The sequence below is a fragment of the Vibrio sp. 10N.222.55.C6 genome (genome assembly GCF_041473395.1).
GTDB classification, from domain to species: Bacteria; Pseudomonadota; Gammaproteobacteria; order Enterobacterales; family Vibrionaceae; genus Vibrio; species Vibrio crassostreae_C.
This window is the reverse complement of the sequence record NZ_JBFRSD010000005.1, coordinates 350,301-370,348: the sequence shown is the minus strand read 5'-3', so window position 1 is coordinate 370,348 and position 20,048 is coordinate 350,301. Positions and strand designations below refer to the sequence as shown.

The following is a 20,048-nucleotide window of genomic DNA, read 5'->3' as shown; positions in this document are numbered from 1 at the left end:
GAATGGTTTTACAGCGTCGAAGCGATGAAATGTCTCGAGTGATTACGTCACGCATGCTCGAATTACACTGTAAATTGATAAATTACTTCATTGATTTTTCCGCATTGTACTGATGTTCATACTATTCTCAATCTTTTCTATACCACTAAACTTGCGTGGTACGGCACTTTTGCTTAATGAAGGGGGAATGAACGCTTCAATGAAGACAAAAATAATGAACCAGAGAATACAAACTCAAAGAATAATATATTTTAATAATCATAGAGGTAGAGAGATTTAACCCTCTCCACCCAATAAAAAACCAGCCTCAATAGCTAAACTGAAAAACGAAATTTTACGCAGCGGTATTCATCTGAAAGTTACCCGTTAGTGCGTTGTAAAACTCGCTGTTATCCAAAATCCCGACCAATTGATTGTTTTCAACCAACAGAATTGGGTGGTTACTGATCTGCTTAAGCTTAATCGCATCACGCATACCAATCTCCGGGCTTGTCACTACCACACTCGACGCGTTAATCGCGGTTAGGTCGTCAGACTCGCTCCACTCAACAAGCGCCAAAGTAGATTCACCTTTCACTGATAAAGCACCTTCACTCTGTTCAATCCAAAGATCTTTAGAATCGCAGATCTTCCAGCTTTCATTCTCTTGCGTCAGTGAATCAAGAGGCTGCATTAAAGAGCGACCTTTAAGCACATTCAATGGATTGGTGTGAGCAACGAAGTCTTTTACGTATTCGGTTTTTGGCGTCAGTACGATCTCTTCAGGCTTACCGTGTTGAATCAGTTTTCCTGACTCCATGATCGCAATGTTATTACCAATCTTCAGTGCTTCATCTAGGTCGTGACTCACGAACAGAATCGTTTTGTTGAGTTTGTTTTGCAGCGTGATCAGTTCATCTTGCAGCTGAGCACGAATCAGTGGATCAAGCGCCGAAAACGGTTCATCCATCAGCAGAATGTCGGTGTCCATTGCAAACGCACGCGCCAAACCAACACGTTGCTGCATACCGCCAGAAAGCTCATGCGGATACTTGGTTTCCCACTCTGCCAAACCCACCATTTCAAGTTGTTCACGCGCTTTAGCACGACGAACATCTTTGGCTACGCCTTGCATTTCTAGACCAAACGCCACGTTATCTAACACGTTTAACCAAGGCATTAGGGCAAATTTTTGGAACACCATAGAAACGCGGTGAGTACGAAGATGACGCAAGGTCGCTTCGTCGCACTGTTCACCTAAATCAACCTGCTTGTCTCCATCTTTGATCGCCAATGAGCCACGGCTGATCTCATTCAGGCCGTTAACTGCGCGAAGCAAAGATGATTTACCAGAACCAGACAAACCCATCAACACACAGATCTCGCCTTCTTCAACCGTCAGCGACACATTATCTACGCCAACCACTTGACCAGTTTCATCAATGATCTCTTGGCGAGTTTTACCTTGGTCGAGTAGCTCAAGCGCTTGTTTCGATTTATTACCAAACACAACATCGAGATTCTTAATGGTAATCGCGTCCATTGTCTTTTTTTCCTGAGAGTTAGACATGATTAAGCTTCCTTCTGGTTTGGTGTTTTGCACAAGCGATCAAGAATGATAGCGACTAATACAATCGCCAACCCGGCTTCAAAACCTTGTGAGATGTTCACTGTATTCAATGCACGAACAACAGGTTTACCAAGTCCGTCAGCACCGACAAGAGCGGCGATAACCACCATCGAAAGCGACAACATAATACATTGGGTTACACCCGCCATGATGCTTGGTAAAGCCGCCGGTAATTCGACCTTCATCAGCAATTTCAGACGGCTGGCACCAAACGCTTTACCCGCTTCAATCAACTCTTCAGGCACTTTCGTTACCCCTAAGTAGGTTAAACGAATCGGTGCAGCTATCGCGAAAATAATGGTCGAGATTAAGCCAGGAACAATACCCAAGCCGAATAGAACCAGAGTTGGAATCAGATAAACGAAAGTTGGGACTGTCTGCATCAAATCAAGGATTGGACGCAAAACTGTATAGAGCCAAGGACGGTGAGCAGCCATGATGCCAACCGGTACGCCAATTAATACGGAAATCGTTGTCGCCGCAAAGACGAGAACAAAGGTTTCCAGCATTTCTTGCCAATAGCCGAGGTTAAGAATAGTCAGCAGCGCTGCGACCACAAAGATCACTAGCGAAGGTTTACGGTGTAAGTACCATGCAATCGCAGCAGTCATCACGATTGGCAGTGCAGGCGGCATCCACTTAAATACATCGACTAAAAACATAATGACGGTTTCTAGAAAAATCGAAATAGCGTCAAAGAATCCTGCTGCATTGATTGTTAGCCAATCAACACCCGCTTCCATCCATTGTCCGACAGGGATTTTGTTTTCCGTAATAAAATTCACAATATTGCCTTTTATTATGGGTGGGCTACTTCAAACCAATCGATAAATTGGCAAGCCCACCTTTATTATTTATGTAGCTGTTGAGATAGGTAGAACTAAGCTTTAACTTGCTTTAAGTATTCAGTAACGGCTTGAGTCGCTGATTCACCTTTATGCGTTTTTACGTTGTCTAACCAAGCTTCAACTTGTTGAGGGTTCTTGTTCAACCATTGTTGAGCCGCTTTTTCTGGCTTCACTTTTTGGTTAAGAATCTCTTCCATCAACTGGTTTTCCATCTCTAGAGTGAATTCTAGGTTTTGTAGAAGTTGACCGACATTTGCACACTCAGACAGGTAGTTTGAACGAACGTTAGTGTAAACATTCGCGCCACCGTAGTTAGGGCCAAAGAAGTCGTCACCACCTGATAGGTATTCCATTTCAACATTGCTGTTCATTGGGTGCGGAGCCCAACCAAGGTAAACGATCCATTGGCTACGACGTGCTGCACGTGATACTTGAGACACCATGCCCGCTTCACTTGATTCCACTAGGCTGAAATCTTTCAAGCCAAACGCGTCAGAATCAATCATTGATTGGATTAAGCGGTTACCGTCGTTACCCGGCTCGATGCCGTAGATGCGGTCTTTAAATTTGTCGGCATGTTTTGCTAGGTCTGCGAAGCTTTTTACGCCAGAGTCGTACACATATTTTGGTACAGCTAGTGTGTATTTTGCGCCTTCAAGGTTGGCACGAACGGTTTCAACCGTGCCCGCTTCACGGTACTTAGCAATATCGCCTTCCATAGTTGGCATCCAGTTACCTAGGAATACGTCAATATCGCCGTTCGCCATTGAAGAGTAAGTCACCGGTACTGAAAGTAGGTCGGTTTTGGTTTTGTAACCAAGGCCTTTTAATAGTTCAGAAGTAACGGCGGTTGTTGCGGTAATGTCAGTCCAGCCTACATCAGCGAAGCGAACGTTTTCACATTGCTGCGGTTCAATAGAAGCGTTAGCACCAAATGCAAATGAACTAATGGCTAGTGCTGTTAACGTTTTCGTGGTCATGTTCTGAATATTTAGAGTCGTCATAATGGTTCCTTTTTATCTTTCCTTTTTCTGCTCGATATCAACACCGATAGAGAGCAGTTCTTCTGACTTTTGACTAATTTTTGTTGTTACTTTTTGCTTTTTCTATTTTTGAAATATTTTCTATTTTTTAACTAATAACAGAGGCTTACGCTTCTCTTACTGGTTTATTTATTCTTTGCTTGTCTTGCCACTCAGGTGCAATCCACACTGACACGCCCTGCTCTTTGAGCATCGGCTTACCTAAAATCAAATCGGAAGCACGCTCAGCAACCATAATGGTCGGGGCGTTCAAATTACCGTTTGGAATGGTTGGGAAAACCGATGAGTCGACAACACGTAAATTATCGACACCGCGAACGCGACACTCTTCATCAAGCACTGCCATTGGATCATCATCTGAACCCATTTTGCAGCCACATGAAGGGTGATATGCACTTTCAACGTTCTGCTTAACCCATTCGTCGATCGCTTCATCAGACGTTACGCTCAGACCCGGCTGAATCTCTTCGCCTCGGTAAACATCCATCGCAGGTTGCGACAAAATCTCACGCGTCAGACGAATACAATCGCGCCAATCTTGTCGGTCTTGTTCGGTCGAGATGTAGTTGAAAATGATCTCTGGCTTGGCATGTGGGTCAGCAGAAGAAATCGCTACCGTACCGCGACTTTCAGGTTTGTTAGGCCCAACATGAACTTGGAAACCATGACCATCAAAGGCCGCTTGACCGTCGTAACGCATTGCTGCTGGTAGGAAATGATATTGAATATTCGGCCACTTCAATCCTTTGCGTGAACGAATGAACGCACACGATTCAAAGTGGTTAGTGGCACCCAAACCTTTACGAGTCAAAATCCACTCTGCGCCAATCATGCCCTTGCTGACTAAGCCCAGCTTGCTGTTGAGCGTGATGGGTTCGTTACAGTGATATTGGAAGTACACTTCTAAGTGATCTTGTAGGTTTTCACCGACACCGCTCAGTTCGTGTTTCAGCTCAACACCCGCCTTTTCAAGCACCGCTTTCGGGCCGATACCAGAAAGTTGCAGCAGTTGAACCGAGCCAATAGAACCCGCAGAAGAGATCACTTCCTTGTTCGCCACGGCAACTTGAGTATTGCCTGACTTTTCAAACTCGACACCAACCGCTTTCAAGCCTGATTGACCTTCTAAGTCTTGTGCTTCAAGTAAGAAACGACGCGCCACGATACCTTTCTTCAAGGTCAGGTTTGAACGCTTCAATGCTCGACGTAAATAAGCGTTAGAGGTTGAGGCTCTAACACCCTTGTCTACCGTCATATGCATAGTGCCGAAGCCTTCTTGCTGGTAGCCGTTGTAGTCTTGTGTTTCTGGGTAACCGGCGTCTTTACCTGCATCGATGAACGCTTGGTAAAGCGGGTTGAGCTCCATATCGTTACCATTACAAGTGCCGACAGGGCCATTGTCTCCACGGTATTCATCACCACCTTTGTTCCATGATTCAGCACGGCGAAAATAAGGCAGACATGCTTGATAGTTCCAACCCGCAGCGCCCTCTTCTTCCCATTGGTCAAAATCACACGCGTGGCCACGAACATAAACCATACCGTTGATCGATGAGCTGCCGCCTAACACTTTGCCACGTGGGCAGTGCAGTTCACGTCCATCAAGGCCCGGCTCTTTCTCTGTTTCAAATTGCCAAGCGTACTTTTCAGTATTCATTGGGTAAGAAAGCGCGGTTGGCATTTGGATAAAAATACTCTTGTCCGTACCACCAGCTTCCAGTAATAAAACGCTATGTTCACCGCTTTCCGTTAGCCTATCCGCTAACACACAGCCGGCCGAACCCGCGCCGACGATAATATAATCGTAGCGTTGTTCCATGTTTTGATTTCCCTGAGATAAGTCAGTGGGGCTAGCTCTGTTAAGCTAACCCATAAAATTGAGTGTTACGCGTTAGGCATAAGGGCTGGCGTAGTCGCCAAGTTCAATAAGAATGCTCTTAGTCTGCGTATAATGAAGTAGGGTTTCTGGTCCATTTTCACGGCCAATACCCGAAAGCTTGTAACCGCCAACCGGCATTTCTGCTGGTGAGTCACCCCACGTGTTCACCCAACAAATACCTGCCTGCATTTGATGAATAACACGGTGCGCACGAGAAAGGTTTTGCGTGAACACACCAGCCGCAAGGCCATATTTGGTGTCGTTTGCACGGCGAATCACATCGTCTTCGTCCGTAAACTTCAACACTGACATTACAGGGCCGAAGATCTCTTGTTGAACGTGAGGCATGTTGTCTTCGCAATCTACAAACACGGTTGGGATAACAAAGTTGCCGTTCGCTAAGCCGTTGTCTGTCACTCGATAGCCGCCCGTCAGCAGAGTTGCCCCTGACTGTTTTGCCAGCTCAATCGCTTCGAGAACTTTTGAAAGGTGTTCTTTAGAAATCAACGCGCCGATCTGAGTCTCCATGTCCATTGGATCACCAATGATCAGCTTCTCAGTGCGTGTTTTAAGTTGATCGATGAATGCGTTGTAGATGTTTTCGTGTACATAAACACGGGTACCGTTAGTACACACTTCGCCTTGGGTGTAGAAGTTAGCCACCATCGAAGCGGAAACTGCATCATCCAATTTCGCATCATCAAACACGATCATTGGTGACTTGCCGCCAAGTTCCATGGTGACTGATTTCAGCGTCTTAGCGCTGTCTGCCATTACCGCTTTACCGGTACCGGTTTCGCCCGTGAACGACACTTTCGCGATATCTGGGTGCGCCGTTAGCATTTGACCTACACGGTAATCGCCCTGAACCACGTTGAACACGCCATCAGGAAGACCAGCTTCGGTAAAGATCTCTGCAAGCTTGAGCGCCGTTAGCGGCGTTTCTTCTGAAGGTTTGAAAATCATCGCGTTACCCGCGGCCAATGCCGGAGCCGATTTCCACATCGCGATTTGAATTGGGTAGTTCCACGCGCCAATGCCCGCACAAATGCCTAGCGGCTCGCGGCGAGTGTAGAAAAATTGAGATTCGCTCAGCGGCTGTTGGTCGCCTTGTAGCGTTGGAGCCAAGCCAGCAAAGTATTCAATAACATCAGCGCCAGACGCCACATCCACTTCAATCGCTTCTTGCAGAGGCTTGCCCGTATCAACAACCTCAAGATTTGCAAGGTCATTATTTCGAGCTCTAAGTATTTCCACTGCCTTCAAAAGAATGCGGCTGCGTTCCACAGCGGTCATTGCTGACCATACCGCAAATCCGCGTTTCGCAGATTCAATAGCACTGTCGACATCCGCAGAAGATGCTTGGCCTAACGTCGCGATAGGTTCACCGTTTGCAGGGTTAATGCTATCAAAGGTTTCACCAGAGGTTGCTTTAACCGCTGCGCCATCGATGTATAACGAGTTCATTTCCATTTGAGATTCTGACTTAATTATTGTTATTAGACTCTACTGGTCTATATGTGAGTATTAGGTGCGAATAGTGGTCGTTCTAGCTCTTGCTCTTGCTCTAGCTCAACGTCTAGCGCTACCACTGCGATCTATTTGCTGTGACACGAGTAGAACGTAAGTTGTTTATCTAGATAATCATTGATGATGGCACGCGCCTTTTGAGCATCGATACCATCTGGGTTTAATGTGCCTCTCAGCCACAAACCATCAATCAGAGACGCAATCCCGTGAGCAACGAGATCCGCTTGTTCATGATTCAAAATACCTTTCAACTCAAGACGTAAGTGTGAAATCAAACGTTTTTCATTCACACGTTGCAGTCTTTTCAGCTGCTCGTCATGCATTGAATATGACCAAAATGCCAACCACGCCTTCGCGACCTTATTTTCTGCTTGGTAACCTTCGAAGTTACCATCGATGATCGCGTTAATTCTCTGTTGGTGAGCATCAACAGGAAGTGCTTTTAGTGACGTGGTGATGGTATTGGAAAGTTGGCGAAGGATTTCACGCATGGTCTCTTCTAGCAGCCCATGCTTTCCACCAAAATAGTGATTAATAATGCCAGTGGAGACTCCCGCTTCTTTGCTGATCAACGCAATACTCGCGGCATGCAAACCCACTCGATCAATCACCGTCATGGTGGCTTGAACAAGCTGTGGTTTACGTATATCAGGCATCCCAACCTTCGGCATTTCTTAGTCCTTTTATTTTATATTGAACGTTCAGTTAAATATAAAATGACAGAAATTTAGTTAGGGTTCAAATGATTATTTAAAACAAACTCGTAACAATACAGCATTCAAATCAAAAAAAACCATTATAAGACAATAAATTAAATATCATTTAGAGCACTAACGAAAACAATTAAAGATTTGAGGTGTGATAGTTATTGGTCAAATGTTTTTGCTTAGAAAGTTCAAGAATCAATCAGTGAGAGTCCTTGTAGAAACTTTTTGGGGAGGGAGTGGAAAGGAAGTATCAAGGAATTTTCATACTGAAATTTAAGACAAGGAAATCCACAATCAACACAGGTAACGAATCAAAAAATGAACAAAAAAGGTTGGCGACAACAGCGTCATCACCAACCTTCTCAGTCGTTTCTAATGTTATTGCAAGCCTAAACTACTCAATGCGAGTGATGAAGTCGTATTTATCTGACTCAGCCTTAGTCACCCAGTGTTCGCCAGAAGCCGGAGCAGAATCCAACGTGAAGATATAGAAGTCGATTCCTTTGTCTCCCATTACCTTTTTAAAGTAGGTCGCTTGCTTGCGATGGCTTTCGTTCGTGTATGGGAAGTCTTTGGCTGTTTTATCATCCTCAGCCCAACTGTGCACACCAACCTGCTTATTAAGCTCAATGGCTTTAGTGGTATCTGCTCGTTGCAAAACTCGTGGGTTACCCGCAGCGAAAAGATCCGTGCCGCCAGAGAACACCGACCCCGTAGGCGTTACGATCGTCGTCATGTTGTTACTGTGGATCATGCGACCGGTGTACATATTGATATCATCGTCGGCACTTCCACCAATATGGTTGGTAAACTTCAACGTCATCTCACTGCCTTGATACAATTTCACGATATCAAAAAGCTGAGAATAGGTTGATGCGCCTAGAGTGGAAGTAATGCGATCAACAGCGCCAGTCTCGTTGAGCACATCACGGTAAAAAGCGTTGAAAGCAAACGAGGTGGTTATCGTTACCTTGTTCCCACTTTTAGTGTTACTCAGAATGGTAGACCCAAGGCTAGTCACGTATTGAACCAGTTCATTGTGATACTCAAGCTCGACGGGTTTATGAGTATTCGTCGTCGTGTTAATTAACGTGGTGTCATTGCCGATTGAACGTTGAGCAACACCACAATCAAATGAATCAAAAAACTTACCCTCACTGTAAATCGCACAATCGTCAGCCCCTGCATCAGGGAGATACAGATCCACACTCTGACCTAAACTATCCGCAAGCCTAACCACTTTTTGCTTATCACTAATATCTTCCGCAAACAGAACGATTTCATACTGCACACCGTTGTAATCAAGTTTTATGGATTCTTGGACCTCTTGTCGCTCTTTATACAACTCACCCAGTTTCGCTGATGAAAATACGTAATCTGCTTGAGGTTTTGCTTGCACTTTGGTGGCAGCTTTACCTGAGTTAGAGCTTGAATTACAGCCCGCTAACAGAATCAAAGGTAACGCCAGTAATGCATTTCTATAGTCGTTCATACCGTTATTCCCAAAATGTTTGATGAGAAAATTCTATTGTTTAGCGCTGAATTTATCTGTCGTGGAAATGTATGAGAATGTCGAGCCTATTTGAACGATGTTTTTTATTTTCCTATAAATGCCAATTCATCATTGAACTAACTTATAAAGTGTTTAATCATTCGCTTTAGGTATTTGGCGAAGCATCTGAACTTATATGCAATAGCGTATAATCGTAATGGTTCATCACGACGAAGACTCGCTCACCTAATCTCAATAAGTGAAACGAACGACAAGGCTGATAATGGAATGACAAAACCTAAAATGATCATCGTGGAAGACGATTTGAAACTTCAGAAAATGTTGCAGGACTACTTCGTCGCGCAAGATTTTGATGTCACGGTGTTGGACGATGGCAGTGATGCCGCACACACCATCCTCACGGAGCAACCTGACATCGTACTGCTGGATTTGATGCTTCCTGTAACTGATGGACTTACAATCTGCCGACAGACGCGTACGCACTATAAAGGTAAAATCTTGATGCTCACTGCTAGCGATGACGACTTTGACCACGTCGCTGGTTTAGAGACAGGGGCTGATGACTATGTCACCAAGCCAATCAAACCAAGAGTTCTGCTGGCCAGAGTTCGTTCGCTATTACGCCGCCAAGACACCAATACCGCTTCAGTCGATGACTCAGACACCCTTCAGTTCGATCAACTCGTTCTGAAAAACACTTATAAGAAGTGTGAACTTTCAGGTGCGGTTTTATCACTCACTGACAGCGAGTTTGACCTACTTTGGTTATTGGCAAGCAACCCAGACACGCCGTTATCTCGTGACTACTTGACGCAAACATTGCGCGGGATTGAGTACGACGGAATAGACCGGACGATTGACAACAAGGTTGTACGTCTAAGAAAGATTTTGGGCGACGACCACACACCAGCAGAGAAAATTCAGACCATTCGCGGGAAGGGTTACTTATTTGTTTCGACCGCCTGGCGTTAACCTCGCTCAATACGAGCGTAATAAAAGAGAGCGATTATGCGACGTATCTTTTTGGAGTCCTTAATAGGGCTGTTAGTTTGCTTTATGGCCGGCCTTGTCGCCTACGAGATTAGCGTCTATCAGCTCAATACCGACTACGAATACGTACTGGAAGATTACGAAGCGGCTGCCCACCAGCAATTGATCGAGAACATCGCTAAAAATCAAGGCCTTGAAGCGGCTCATCAAGCGATAAACCAGTTTGTAGAAACCACACGAAATAAATTGGTTACATTCAGCCCAGACGATGAAATACCCAGCCCCGTTTCAGAGTTCTTCAGCACGAATCCGAATACCTTTGTTTTTCACGATGATGAACGGGACCTATGGTTTCGCTTAGCAAGCAGTGACAATACCTATCACTACCTCCCCAACAGTGAAGCGTTCGTTAGGCAAAAAATAGAGTTGGAGGATGACCTCATTTGGTTGTTCTTTTTAGCGAGCTTTATCTTATATGGGTTATGTCATCTATTTATTATCTTCCGCCGAGTTAAAAAGCTTGAGGCTGCCACTCTGCGTTTTGCGGAGGGCGATCTCTCGACACGAGCCGAGACTTCAAGTGGTATTGCGATTGGTTCACTGAACAAATCCTTCAACCTAATGGCCGACCGAATTCATCGCTTGGTAGAAAGTAATCGCTCACTCACTAATGCTGTCGCTCATGAACTGCGCACGCCAATATTCCGTATTCAGTGGCAAGCTGAAATGTTGAAAGACACCCAGCTAAACGCAGAGCAAGAAAGCACGATTGAGAGTATTGTCGAAGACACGGAAGAGATGGAAAAGATGGTCGATGAACTATTGTATTACGCCAAACTCGATAGCACTGACCTAGAAAACTTAAAAAAGCCATTAGAGATTCGAGACTTTCTCGACCACGCAATGGTGCGTTGGAACAAAGACACTCAGCTCAACATCGACCTATCGCTACCAGAGCAACCTAGCTCAATAATGGCGGATGAAACGCTATTTAACCGAGCACTAGATAACCTAGTGCGTAACGCAATGAAATTCGCACGTTCGCAAGTGTCGATTGAAGCAAGCGTGCATCAAGATAAGCTACAGATCGCGGTACATGATGATGGTGATGGCGTGGCACAAGAACATCAAGCTCGCCTGTTCGAACCCTTTTACGTTGGCGACAAAGCGCGTAACAAGGCCAAGAGCGGCCATGGTTTAGGGCTTTCTATCGTCGAAAAGATCTGTGCTCAACATAGCGCGACCGTAGAGGTTGGTCAGAGCCAAACCTTAAAGGGGGCGGTATTCACCATAACCATTCAGCTATGTAATGATTCAACTGACAAACCCATACAGTAACTACAAAACACCTCTGGAATAATGTTCAACATCGGTCGGGAGATGCTGTCTCCCAATGAACCTATTGAATCTAAATTCCAATCTTTCTTAAGGTGTTTGTATGAAAAAGTTATTAGTTGTTTTAGGCATTGTTTCTCTAGCGGGTTGTTCTGGTATCAGCCACAACGAAGAAGTGTACACAGCGCACGCAGAGAGCTTCAACATTGTCGGTTTCCAAGTGCCAGGTAACACTCAAGACCGCGCAATGGAATTAGTACCTGAAGGTGCAACGGTTGATACGATTCGCTCAACAAACTCTGATACGAGCTCTGTTCTGGGTATCATCAACCGTATTATCGGTATCGACTACGTACAAGTTGGCGGTAAAAAGCAGTAATTCGCTATAGTGACGTTAGCCACGTACCATAATTAAGTGTCGCAGTTGCCTACCTATATTCAGTAGCCTGCACAAACTAAGTTAATCTAAGCCAGTGACCCGTCGCTGGCTTTTTTCATCCAGCAGATTTTGTGCTCTGTGCCAAACAAGTGCCCGATTCCCCTTCCCTCTTTTAACTAACAATTCGAAAAATAAGCCGAAAAGTCTTCGATTTCTTATCAAAATTGCCCCTAAATTCGCTAAATGGCCTTCTGTTTAAAGTGACACTTTCAAATCGTTGATCCTTCTATCAACCCAGAATCCGTTAATTGAGGCACAGATCAATTTACTCGAAAATCTTAATTTCCAAGAGAAATAAACACTTAATAAAAGTGTCATGATTTTATAAATAAACATATAGGTGCGTTCAAAAATAAACAGAAATGATAACTATCTGTAAATACGAGAAATATAAGTTTCATGAATAAAAGAGATCATTGCCATGCTACTAATTAATCAGATCGAATGATGTAAATTCGCTGTGATTAATTTGTTACGTTTTCTTGGATTTTACATGGAAAGAGAAAACAACAATGAAAATAAGAAAACGTTTAGTTGCCGTTGCTATAGCCAGTGCTATGTCTTTGTCAGTGCATGCAAGTGAATCCGTTCAAATCGATCAACCGATCAACTTTACTAGCTTCTCTGGGTTAAACGCTCAGTTAGGAGTCAGTAACGCCTCTAGCTTCAAGATGGTGAAAGAAGTAAACCTGAAAAAGCGTGGTATCTATAAAGTTAAGATCCAGCAGAACATCTGGGGAACACCGGTATGGGGACATTACCTAAATGCCACCCAAAGTGTCCAAGGTGGCGCACTTAAGTCCGTTCAAGGTCGCTACCTTAAAACAACGACCTTAGAGCGATCTTTTGTTAAGCCATCAATCAACAGCGCTCAAGCGGTTGAACTCGCAAGTAAAGATCTAAAGACTCAAGGCTTAACCAGCAAATCTCTAGACAACGTTCAACATCAGCTATTTATCTATCAAGGCTCTGTGAAGCAAGGCATCGGACAGCAAAGCGTAGATAAAACACGACTAGTGTACGTTGTCTCTTACCTAGTAGAAGGCAGTGAACTGCCGACTCGACCGTTCACCATGCTAGACGCGCACACAGGCGAAGTCATCGACCGCTGGGAAGGTATTGCCCATGCTCAGATCGGCACTGGCCCTGGCGGCAACGAAAAAACCGGCATGTACGAATACGGCACCGACTACCACTACCTTGATGTTCAAGAAGTGGGCACAGAGTGTGTGATGGAGTCTGAAAATGTCGTTACCGTTGACCTAAATGGTGCGACAGACGGCGACACCACTTACAGCTACGAATGTCCTCGTAACGAGTACAAAGAAGTCAACGGCGCCTTCTCACCACTCAACGATGCGCACTACTTCGGTAACATCGTATTCGACATGTATAAGAACTGGTTCGACACAGCGCCACTCTCTTTCAAACTCATGATGCGTGTTCACTACGGTAACAACTACGAGAATGCATTCTGGGATGGCAAGGCAATGACATTCGGAGATGGTGAAAGCTTCTTCTACCCACTTGTAAGCCTAGATGTGTCAGCGCACGAAGTGAGCCACGGTTTCACTGAGCAAAACTCAGGTTTGGTTTACGCAAACCAATCCGGTGGTATGAACGAAGCTTTCTCTGATATGGCAGGTGAAGCGGCAGAATACTACATGAAAGGCGCCAACGACTGGATGGTCGGCCGTAATATCTTTAAAGGCGACGGCGCTCTGCGTTACATGGACGATCCATCACGAGATGGTTCTTCAATCAACAACGCATCCGAGTACTACGATGGCTTGAATGTTCACTACAGTTCTGGTGTGTTCAACAAGGCCTTCTACCATCTTGCAACCACACAAGGTTGGGATACTAAAAAAGCGTTCGAGCTTTTCGTGTTATCCAACCAAATCTACTGGTCGGAAAACAGTGACTTCTGGCAAGGTGCATGTGGCGTTAAAAACTCAGCAACCGACCTTGGCTACAATGCCGATGACGTTGTTTCTGCGTTCGCTCTCGTAGGTGTTACCCCATGTGCCGAGCCACCACTGCCGCCAGAACCGGAATATCAACGCCTTGAAAACGGTGTTGAAGCTGCGGTTGCTGGTGAAACAGGCTCAAAAACTTACTTCGATATCGAAGTACCAGAAGGCCAAGACAAGCTAACAATTGATCTTGCTGTCTCTACTGGTGACCCAGATATGTATGTCGGTCTAGATTATGCGCCAAGCTCTCAAGAGAATATCTGTAAGAGTGAAAGTGTAACCGATGAAGTGTGTGTGATTGAAAACCCAACGGCCGGTCGCTACACGGTGAACATTCTGGGTTACTCAGATTACGCAGGTGCAAATCTGAAAGCATCGTACGAATCAGGCAATGCTAACGTACCGCCAGTTTCTTCTTTCGAACACACGGTCGTAGGCAAAGAAGTAGAGCTGCGTAGCACAAGTTCGGACAGCGATGGCCAGATCGTTTCTTACCAATGGAACCTAGGCGATGGCAACACGCAAACCGGTGAAGTGACTCGTTATACCTACGCTGAAGCTGGCGACTATGTGGTGACTCTAACCGTGACTGACGATGCAGGCGTTGCAACATCGACAAGCAAGTCGATCACGATTGAAGGTGACTCAGCAGAAGGCTTCCCGCTAAAACTGAAGTTTGGTAACAAAAACCCGAACGGTAAGGCTCGCGTTAAGCTGGCATGGGATTACGACACAAACGACTACTTTGTGATTAAGCGTAATGGCAAGAATGTCGGTGCTACAGACTTCAACTCATACGTCGATAAGTTCCGTCACAACGGCACAGTAGATGTTGAGTACCAAGTATGTACTTCAAGCGATATCTGTTCAGAAACCAAGCACTACCGTTTCATTAAAACACAGTAATCAATAGCAAACTCAGGGCTCCGAAAGGGGCCCTTTTCGCGGTTAACTGTTCAGCAAATGAAACATCTACACAAATACATTCACGTATTACACAAAAATCACCCCCATCAACATAACAATACTCACCATAAAAAGGACGACAAATGGCTATTCAAAAAAGCATGCTAGCTTTGGCTGTACTCGGAGGTTCTTTAGCCTTAATCAACAGTACTTCGGCTTACGCATCACTAGGCATCACACCACCAGCGAACGAAGAAGTTTGGATCACCACCGATGCTGACGCACAGCATATAATGACTCAACATGGCGCAACAGTTTACCCAAGCGTGACTGGAAACAAGCATTCCATCGTCGCGAAAATCAACCAGAAAGAGCTGGCGAAACTATCTAGCCACATGCACGAAGAAACTCACCGTTGTGGTGGCTACATGGTGCACGAAGACAAAGCAAGCGCACTCAAAGCCGCAGCGATGCCACTGACAATGAGCACCTTCGAAAAGCCGGTGATCAGCCATCAAGACACAGTGAACGACCTACTCGCTCAGGTCGAGCCGAACAACATGGTCACGACCATTGAAAATCTAACCAACTTCACCAACCGTTTTTATACTACTTCTACTGGTGTCGCTGCTTCAGATTGGCTTTTAGAGCGTTGGGAAACAGAAATTAAGGATGTGCCGTATGCGTCTGCACGCCAGATCACGCATGCCGAATACCCACAGAAATCCGTTGAAGTGACACTGCTTGGCGCTAAATATCCTGCAGAGATCGTCGTTGTTGGTGGACACCTTGATTCGACCGTTGGATCTTGGACAAGCGAAGGCACCATCTCACCGGGAGCCGATGATGATGCGTCTGGTATTGCGACCGTAACTGAGTCGCTTCGCCTGATGATCGCCAGTGGCATTCAGCCAGACAAGACCATTAAGTTCTATGGTTATGCTGCAGAAGAAGTCGGGCTACGCGGCTCACAAGATGTCGCCAACGCTTTAAGAGATGAGCAAGCAAACGTCGTGTCGGTACTGCAATTAGACATGACCAACTACAACGGTTCAGCGCACGATATCACCTTCATCACAGACTATACCGACAGTAACTTAAACGCCTACTTAAGCGAGCTGATCGACACTTACGCTAGTGAGATCAGTTACGGTTTCGATGATTGTGGCTATGCCTGTTCTGACCACGCTTCTTGGCACAATGTTGGCTACTCAGCCGCCATGCCATTCGAAAGCATGTTCAATGATTACAACCCAAGTATTCATACCCAGCACGATACGCTTGAGAACTCCGATCCTACAGCGACACACGCGACCAAGTTCGCCAAACTGGCCATTGCTTACCTTGTCGAAACCAGCCTTGATTCGCCCGTTGCAGGCCCTAAAGAGCTGCCAAATGACGTGCCTGTTGAAGGACTTACTGCAGGATATGGTGAAGAGCAATTCTTCACATTTACGACGGAAAGTGCAGGTCAGTTAACGGTAACATTAACCGGCCCTCGAAGTGGCGATGCCGACTTATATGTGAAACACAACGGCACCGTATCGAAAGCGAACTACGACTGCCGCCCATACCAGAACAGCAGCAACGAACAGTGTGTATTGAACAAGCCAGCGGGTGAATTCAGCATCATGGTGCGTGGCTATCGCAACTTCAGCGACGTATCTATCGTTGCTAATTTCGTTCCTGATTGGCTTTAAGGTTGGTTAATTGACTAACAATTAAACCTAGCAAACACGGCTAAAACTAAAAATCCGCAAGCCCACGATCATAAATAGATTGGAGCTTGCGGATTTTTTATTGTCTTCGGAGAGCATCTCAACTTAATAACCTTTAGTTATCATCAAGCCGTCTTTTTCATTACCTTGCCACAGATGTACTCACCAATCGGCATTGCAGAGGTCGCAGCCGGTGATGGCGCGTTACATACATGTAAGCTTCTTGGACTTTCAGCAAACAGGAAATCATGAACCAAGGTGCCATCTTTCAGCACCGCTTGAGCACGAATCCCAGCAGGATAAGGCTTAAAATCATCAACCGTAATACTCGGGCAGTATTTGTTCACTAGCTTTAGATATCCCGGTTTCCACCACGAGTTCTTAAACTCGACCAAACCCGTTTTCAAGTGATTCGCAGTCACTTTCCAAAAACCCGCAAAGCTCAGCATCTGCCAAGTGTCTTTGAAGCTAAAGTTAAGCTTGCCATAACCTTCTCGCTTCCAGCCTTGAACTGCATTTGGCCCTACTGTTACGGAGCCATCAATCATGCGTGTTAAATGCACGCCCAAGAAAGGCAGTTCTGGGTCAGGGATCGGATAGATAAGATGATTCACCACTTGGTTGTGCTTAGCGTCTAACTGATAATACTCACCGCGATAAGGCACGATTTGGAAGTCGGTTTCGATGTCTAACATCTTGGTCATTCTATCGGCCATCAAGCCAGAACACGTGATCAAGAATCGACTATTCAGTTGAAGAGTCTGACCATCGACTTTGCACGTTAACTGCACCTCATCTTCCTGCTCATCTGCCATAATCACTTCAGTACTAAGGCTAAGTTTACCACCCGCTTCAACAAACTCTTGAGCCATCACTTCGGTGACTTTTTTGTAGTCGACGATACTGGTGGTTTTGACATAAATCGCGCCCAAGCCCGTGATGTTCGGCTCTGCAAGTTTCAGCTGCGCTTGATCCAAGAGGTCGACATCAATGTCGTTATCATGACAACGTTGATAGAGCGCGTTCATGCGTTCCACTTCCTGCTCATTGGTCGCGACCAACAGCTTGCCACAGTTTTCGACAGGGATATCGTGTTGACTGCAAAAGGCGATGGTGCGCTCTACGCCACGCTTACAAAAATCCGCCTTTAAACTGCCCGGAGCGTAGTAAACGCCAGCGTGAATCACACCACTGTTATGGCCAGTTTGGTGCTGCGCGAATCCACGCTCCTTTTCGACTAAAAGGATACTTTTATCAGGGTGAGCTTGCTGTAATTGCCATGCCGTCGACACGCCAACAATGCCACCACCAACGATAATATAGTCGTATGTTGAGTTCATAATATTCCTACATTCAATCCTTTTAATTATAGGGAAGACGCGACAGTGTTAGACCCAGTTTGAGGTAACTTTTGTTCCTCACTTTCTGATTCTTTTTTAACTTGATTTGCATCGTATTTACGACCGCTGTAGATGAAGATGCCAACAAAAATGGCGACACATACCAAGCGAATCACGACTGAAACATCAGGCCATACTAAAGCTGCACCTATTACTACCAACACGACTCGAGTAATGACATTAATTTCGCTCTCTAGATAGCCTTCAATCGCCGCGATAAATGCGTAAGTGCCAATAATAGCAAAACCACCAGTGACCAATACCGAGGTAATATCCCAACTCACCAAGTTAGTGTAGGCAATCAACAACGGCACTAGGTATAAACCTTTTGCTATCTTCCAAGCCATTAAACCGGTTCTCATTGGTGGTGTTTTAGCGATAGTCGCTGCGGCAAACGCAGTTAAACAAACAGGCGGTGTTACGTTACTGTCTTGCGACAACCAGAAAATAATTAAGTGAGCCGAAAGCAGTGCAAGACTGATCGCTTCTAACCCCAAGCTTTGCTCAAGCAGAGTTTCCACAAAATCAGCAGGGACTAACGCAATCATCTCTTTGGCTGTTTCGAGTGTCATCGGTGCATTCAACAAATCAAGCTTATCTGGTGCAGCCAACATGAAGATGGCTTTAGCTTGCTCAGGAAGCTGACCTGACACCAACAAGTCGAGCAGCTGACTTTCAGCAATCAATTTATACAAGGCAGGAGCTGACAGAGTGCCCAACACAATATAAGCCGCCGTTACCGGTAAACCCATACCGAGAATCAAAGACGCTAACGCGATCAACGCGATCATCACTAGCAACTCGCCATTCGCCCAGCTGTTGATCATTAAAGAGAAGGTGTTACCAATTCCCGTGGTACTGATGACATTGACGACTAACCCAATGCCCACCAACAACACCGCCGTGGTCGCCATGTTTTTAGCGCCTTGAGAAAGCGCTTCAATGATCGCCTTTGGACCCATTTTGTGATTTTTAGAAAACCATGATGCCACCACCACAGAAAGAATCGAGATACCCGCAGCGTAAGTCGGCGTAAAGCCCTTCACCAACAAAGTCACTAACACGGCCAGTGGGATCAGGTTGTGCCAACCCGACAGCAATACCTTTAACAAAGGTTCACAGCCAGAAGTCACCTTTTGTACTCCACTGCGCTTCGCTTCAATACGCACGAAAAAGGCCACAGACAAAAAGTAGATAAGCGCAGGAACGAAGGAAACCGCAATAATATCGACATAAGGAATTTGCGTGTAAGACGCCATGATAAACGCGCCCGCACCCATCACAGGTGGCATCAGCTGCCCGCCAGTAGACGCAGCCGCTTCAACACCCGCTGCGAAACGCGAAGGGAAGCCCGCCTTTTGCATCAAAGGAATACTGATTACGCCCGTCGATACGGTATTTGCTACACTCGAGCCGGAGACCGAGCCCATCAAACCAGAGCCAATCACGGCAATGAAACCGGGGCCGCCAATCACCTTGCCAGCGGCGGCGCGAGACACATCAATAATGAAATCACCCACCCCCGAACGCACTAAGAATGCGCCAAACAGGATGAACATGAACACGAAGGTCCAACTGATTCTTGAGATCGAACCAAACATCCCTTCTGATGAATAAAAGCTTCGATAAAGTAACGTCTCAAGGCTTAAACCCGGAAAATGAAAAATACCGCTGGTCCATTGTCCCCAAAGCACTACATAGCTTAAACACACTAAGATAAGCACTGGAATGAACCAGCCCATAGTGCGTCTAATCAGCTCGATGACGATGGCAATCGCCAAGATAGAGAAAAACCAATCACTGGCGATAAATTTTACGCCTCGGTCATAAAGGGCGTCTTCTGCGAAGGGGATATAGATAAGACAAGCCAGAGCCGCCAAGGCAATTCCGATGTCGACAGCCAGCGCTATCTTGCTATTTTTCAGCGAGATATGAGCGGGATACCAGAGTGCACAAATGATCGCAAAGCCAGCGAAGTGGGTCGCCGAGATCCAAAGCTCAGGCAAGGTAGATAAGGTGTTAAACCAAATGTGTAACAACGAGAGGAGCACTCCCATTGTCGTTATTGCTTTGCCCACCCACGGAAAATCCGTTCGGGTCGGCAGTTCAAATTTTTTCAGTTCCTGCTGCAGCGAATCGCTCATAGAAAACTCCT

Annotated in this window: 14 protein-coding genes; 5 read left to right on the top strand and 9 right to left on the bottom strand. The window is 45.7% G+C overall.

What is annotated here, in order from left to right; all coding sequences use genetic code 11:
• Positions 1–334: 334 nt before the first annotated feature.
• The 7 genes from choV to AB4486_RS07325 all read right to left on the bottom strand — a co-directional run bounded on the left by choV (position 335) and on the right by AB4486_RS07325 (position 9,108).
• Complete coding sequence (choV, locus tag AB4486_RS07355; RefSeq protein WP_249633514.1) at positions 335–1,549, bottom strand: choline ABC transporter ATP-binding protein; 1,215 nt, start codon at positions 1,547–1,549, stop codon at positions 335–337.
• 2 nt (positions 1,550–1,551) lie between these two features.
• On the bottom strand, positions 1,552–2,394 hold the full coding sequence (gene choW / locus AB4486_RS07350; protein ID WP_108156035.1) for a choline ABC transporter permease subunit: 843 nt from the start codon (positions 2,392–2,394) through the stop codon (positions 1,552–1,554).
• A 95-nt stretch (positions 2,395–2,489) separates the two neighbouring features.
• Positions 2,490–3,461, bottom strand: coding sequence for a choline ABC transporter substrate-binding protein (locus AB4486_RS07345; protein WP_004732435.1), 972 nt, complete (start codon positions 3,459–3,461; stop codon positions 2,490–2,492).
• A gap of 145 nt (positions 3,462–3,606) precedes the next feature.
• Complete coding sequence (betA, locus tag AB4486_RS07340) at positions 3,607–5,319, bottom strand: choline dehydrogenase (protein ID WP_372116854.1); 1,713 nt, start codon at positions 5,317–5,319, stop codon at positions 3,607–3,609.
• Positions 5,320–5,391: 72 nt separating this feature from the next.
• Entirely contained in the window at positions 5,392–6,852 is a 1,461-nt protein-coding gene (gene betB, locus AB4486_RS07335) for a betaine-aldehyde dehydrogenase (RefSeq protein WP_017066481.1), read from the bottom strand.
• 125 nt (positions 6,853–6,977) lie between these two features.
• On the bottom strand, positions 6,978–7,580 hold the full coding sequence (gene betI, locus AB4486_RS07330) for a transcriptional regulator BetI (protein ID WP_004732441.1): 603 nt from the start codon (positions 7,578–7,580) through the stop codon (positions 6,978–6,980).
• A gap of 430 nt (positions 7,581–8,010) precedes the next feature.
• On the bottom strand, positions 8,011–9,108 hold the full coding sequence (locus AB4486_RS07325) for an alpha/beta hydrolase (RefSeq protein WP_229647605.1): 1,098 nt from the start codon (positions 9,106–9,108) through the stop codon (positions 8,011–8,013).
• Positions 9,109–9,396: 288 nt separating this feature from the next.
• On the opposite strand from AB4486_RS07325, the gene AB4486_RS07320 reads away from it, so the two are divergent.
• The 5 genes from AB4486_RS07320 to AB4486_RS07300 all read left to right on the top strand — a co-directional run bounded on the left by AB4486_RS07320 (position 9,397) and on the right by AB4486_RS07300 (position 16,475).
• Positions 9,397–10,101 carry a response regulator gene (locus tag AB4486_RS07320; RefSeq protein WP_029235682.1) on the top strand — a complete coding sequence of 235 codons (705 nt, stop codon included), beginning with the start codon at positions 9,397–9,399 and terminating at the stop codon, positions 10,099–10,101.
• A gap of 36 nt (positions 10,102–10,137) precedes the next feature.
• On the top strand, positions 10,138–11,457 hold the full coding sequence (locus AB4486_RS07315) for a sensor histidine kinase (protein WP_372116851.1): 1,320 nt from the start codon (positions 10,138–10,140) through the stop codon (positions 11,455–11,457).
• A gap of 100 nt (positions 11,458–11,557) precedes the next feature.
• Complete coding sequence (locus AB4486_RS07310) at positions 11,558–11,833, top strand: hypothetical protein (RefSeq protein ID WP_017065177.1); 276 nt, start codon at positions 11,558–11,560, stop codon at positions 11,831–11,833.
• 572 nt (positions 11,834–12,405) lie between these two features.
• On the top strand, positions 12,406–14,775 hold the full coding sequence (locus AB4486_RS07305; protein ID WP_372116849.1) for a M4 family metallopeptidase: 2,370 nt from the start codon (positions 12,406–12,408) through the stop codon (positions 14,773–14,775).
• A gap of 143 nt (positions 14,776–14,918) precedes the next feature.
• Complete coding sequence (locus AB4486_RS07300; protein ID WP_372116847.1) at positions 14,919–16,475, top strand: M28 family metallopeptidase; 1,557 nt, start codon at positions 14,919–14,921, stop codon at positions 16,473–16,475.
• A 143-nt stretch (positions 16,476–16,618) separates the two neighbouring features.
• Here AB4486_RS07300 and lhgO read toward each other — a convergent pair whose 3' ends face one another.
• Entirely contained in the window at positions 16,619–17,833 is a 1,215-nt protein-coding gene (gene lhgO, locus AB4486_RS07295; protein WP_372116845.1) for an L-2-hydroxyglutarate oxidase, read from the bottom strand.
• Between the two features lie 26 nt (positions 17,834–17,859).
• The gene (locus AB4486_RS07290; RefSeq protein WP_372116843.1) at positions 17,860–20,037 is read right to left on the bottom strand and encodes a TRAP transporter permease; all 2,178 of its coding nucleotides are present in this window, start codon (positions 20,035–20,037) and stop codon (positions 17,860–17,862) included.
• Positions 20,038–20,048: the final 11 nt, after the last annotated feature.

What these genes read in the sequence shown, in the direction of transcription:
- AB4486_RS07320 (WP_029235682.1), top strand. Translation starts at nt 9,397, where the DNA reads ATGACAAAACCTAAAATGATCATCGTGGAAGACGATTTGAAACTTCAG.
- AB4486_RS07290 (WP_372116843.1), bottom strand. Translation starts at nt 20,037, where the DNA reads ATGAGCGATTCGCTGCAGCAGGAACTGAAAAAATTTGAACTGCCGACC.
- AB4486_RS07345 (WP_004732435.1), bottom strand. Translation starts at nt 3,461, where the DNA reads ATGACGACTCTAAATATTCAGAACATGACCACGAAAACGTTAACAGCA.
- AB4486_RS07305 (WP_372116849.1), top strand. Translation starts at nt 12,406, where the DNA reads ATGAAAATAAGAAAACGTTTAGTTGCCGTTGCTATAGCCAGTGCTATG.
- betB (WP_017066481.1), bottom strand. Translation starts at nt 6,852, where the DNA reads ATGGAAATGAACTCGTTATACATCGATGGCGCAGCGGTTAAAGCAACC.
- AB4486_RS07315 (WP_372116851.1), top strand. Translation starts at nt 10,138, where the DNA reads ATGCGACGTATCTTTTTGGAGTCCTTAATAGGGCTGTTAGTTTGCTTT.
- lhgO (WP_372116845.1), bottom strand. Translation starts at nt 17,833, where the DNA reads ATGAACTCAACATACGACTATATTATCGTTGGTGGTGGCATTGTTGGC.
- AB4486_RS07325 (WP_229647605.1), bottom strand. Translation starts at nt 9,108, where the DNA reads ATGAACGACTATAGAAATGCATTACTGGCGTTACCTTTGATTCTGTTA.
- betA (WP_372116854.1), bottom strand. Translation starts at nt 5,319, where the DNA reads ATGGAACAACGCTACGATTATATTATCGTCGGCGCGGGTTCGGCCGGC.
- betI (WP_004732441.1), bottom strand. Translation starts at nt 7,580, where the DNA reads ATGCCGAAGGTTGGGATGCCTGATATACGTAAACCACAGCTTGTTCAA.
- AB4486_RS07300 (WP_372116847.1), top strand. Translation starts at nt 14,919, where the DNA reads ATGGCTATTCAAAAAAGCATGCTAGCTTTGGCTGTACTCGGAGGTTCT.
- choV (WP_249633514.1), bottom strand. Translation starts at nt 1,549, where the DNA reads ATGTCTAACTCTCAGGAAAAAAAGACAATGGACGCGATTACCATTAAG.
- AB4486_RS07310 (WP_017065177.1), top strand. Translation starts at nt 11,558, where the DNA reads ATGAAAAAGTTATTAGTTGTTTTAGGCATTGTTTCTCTAGCGGGTTGT.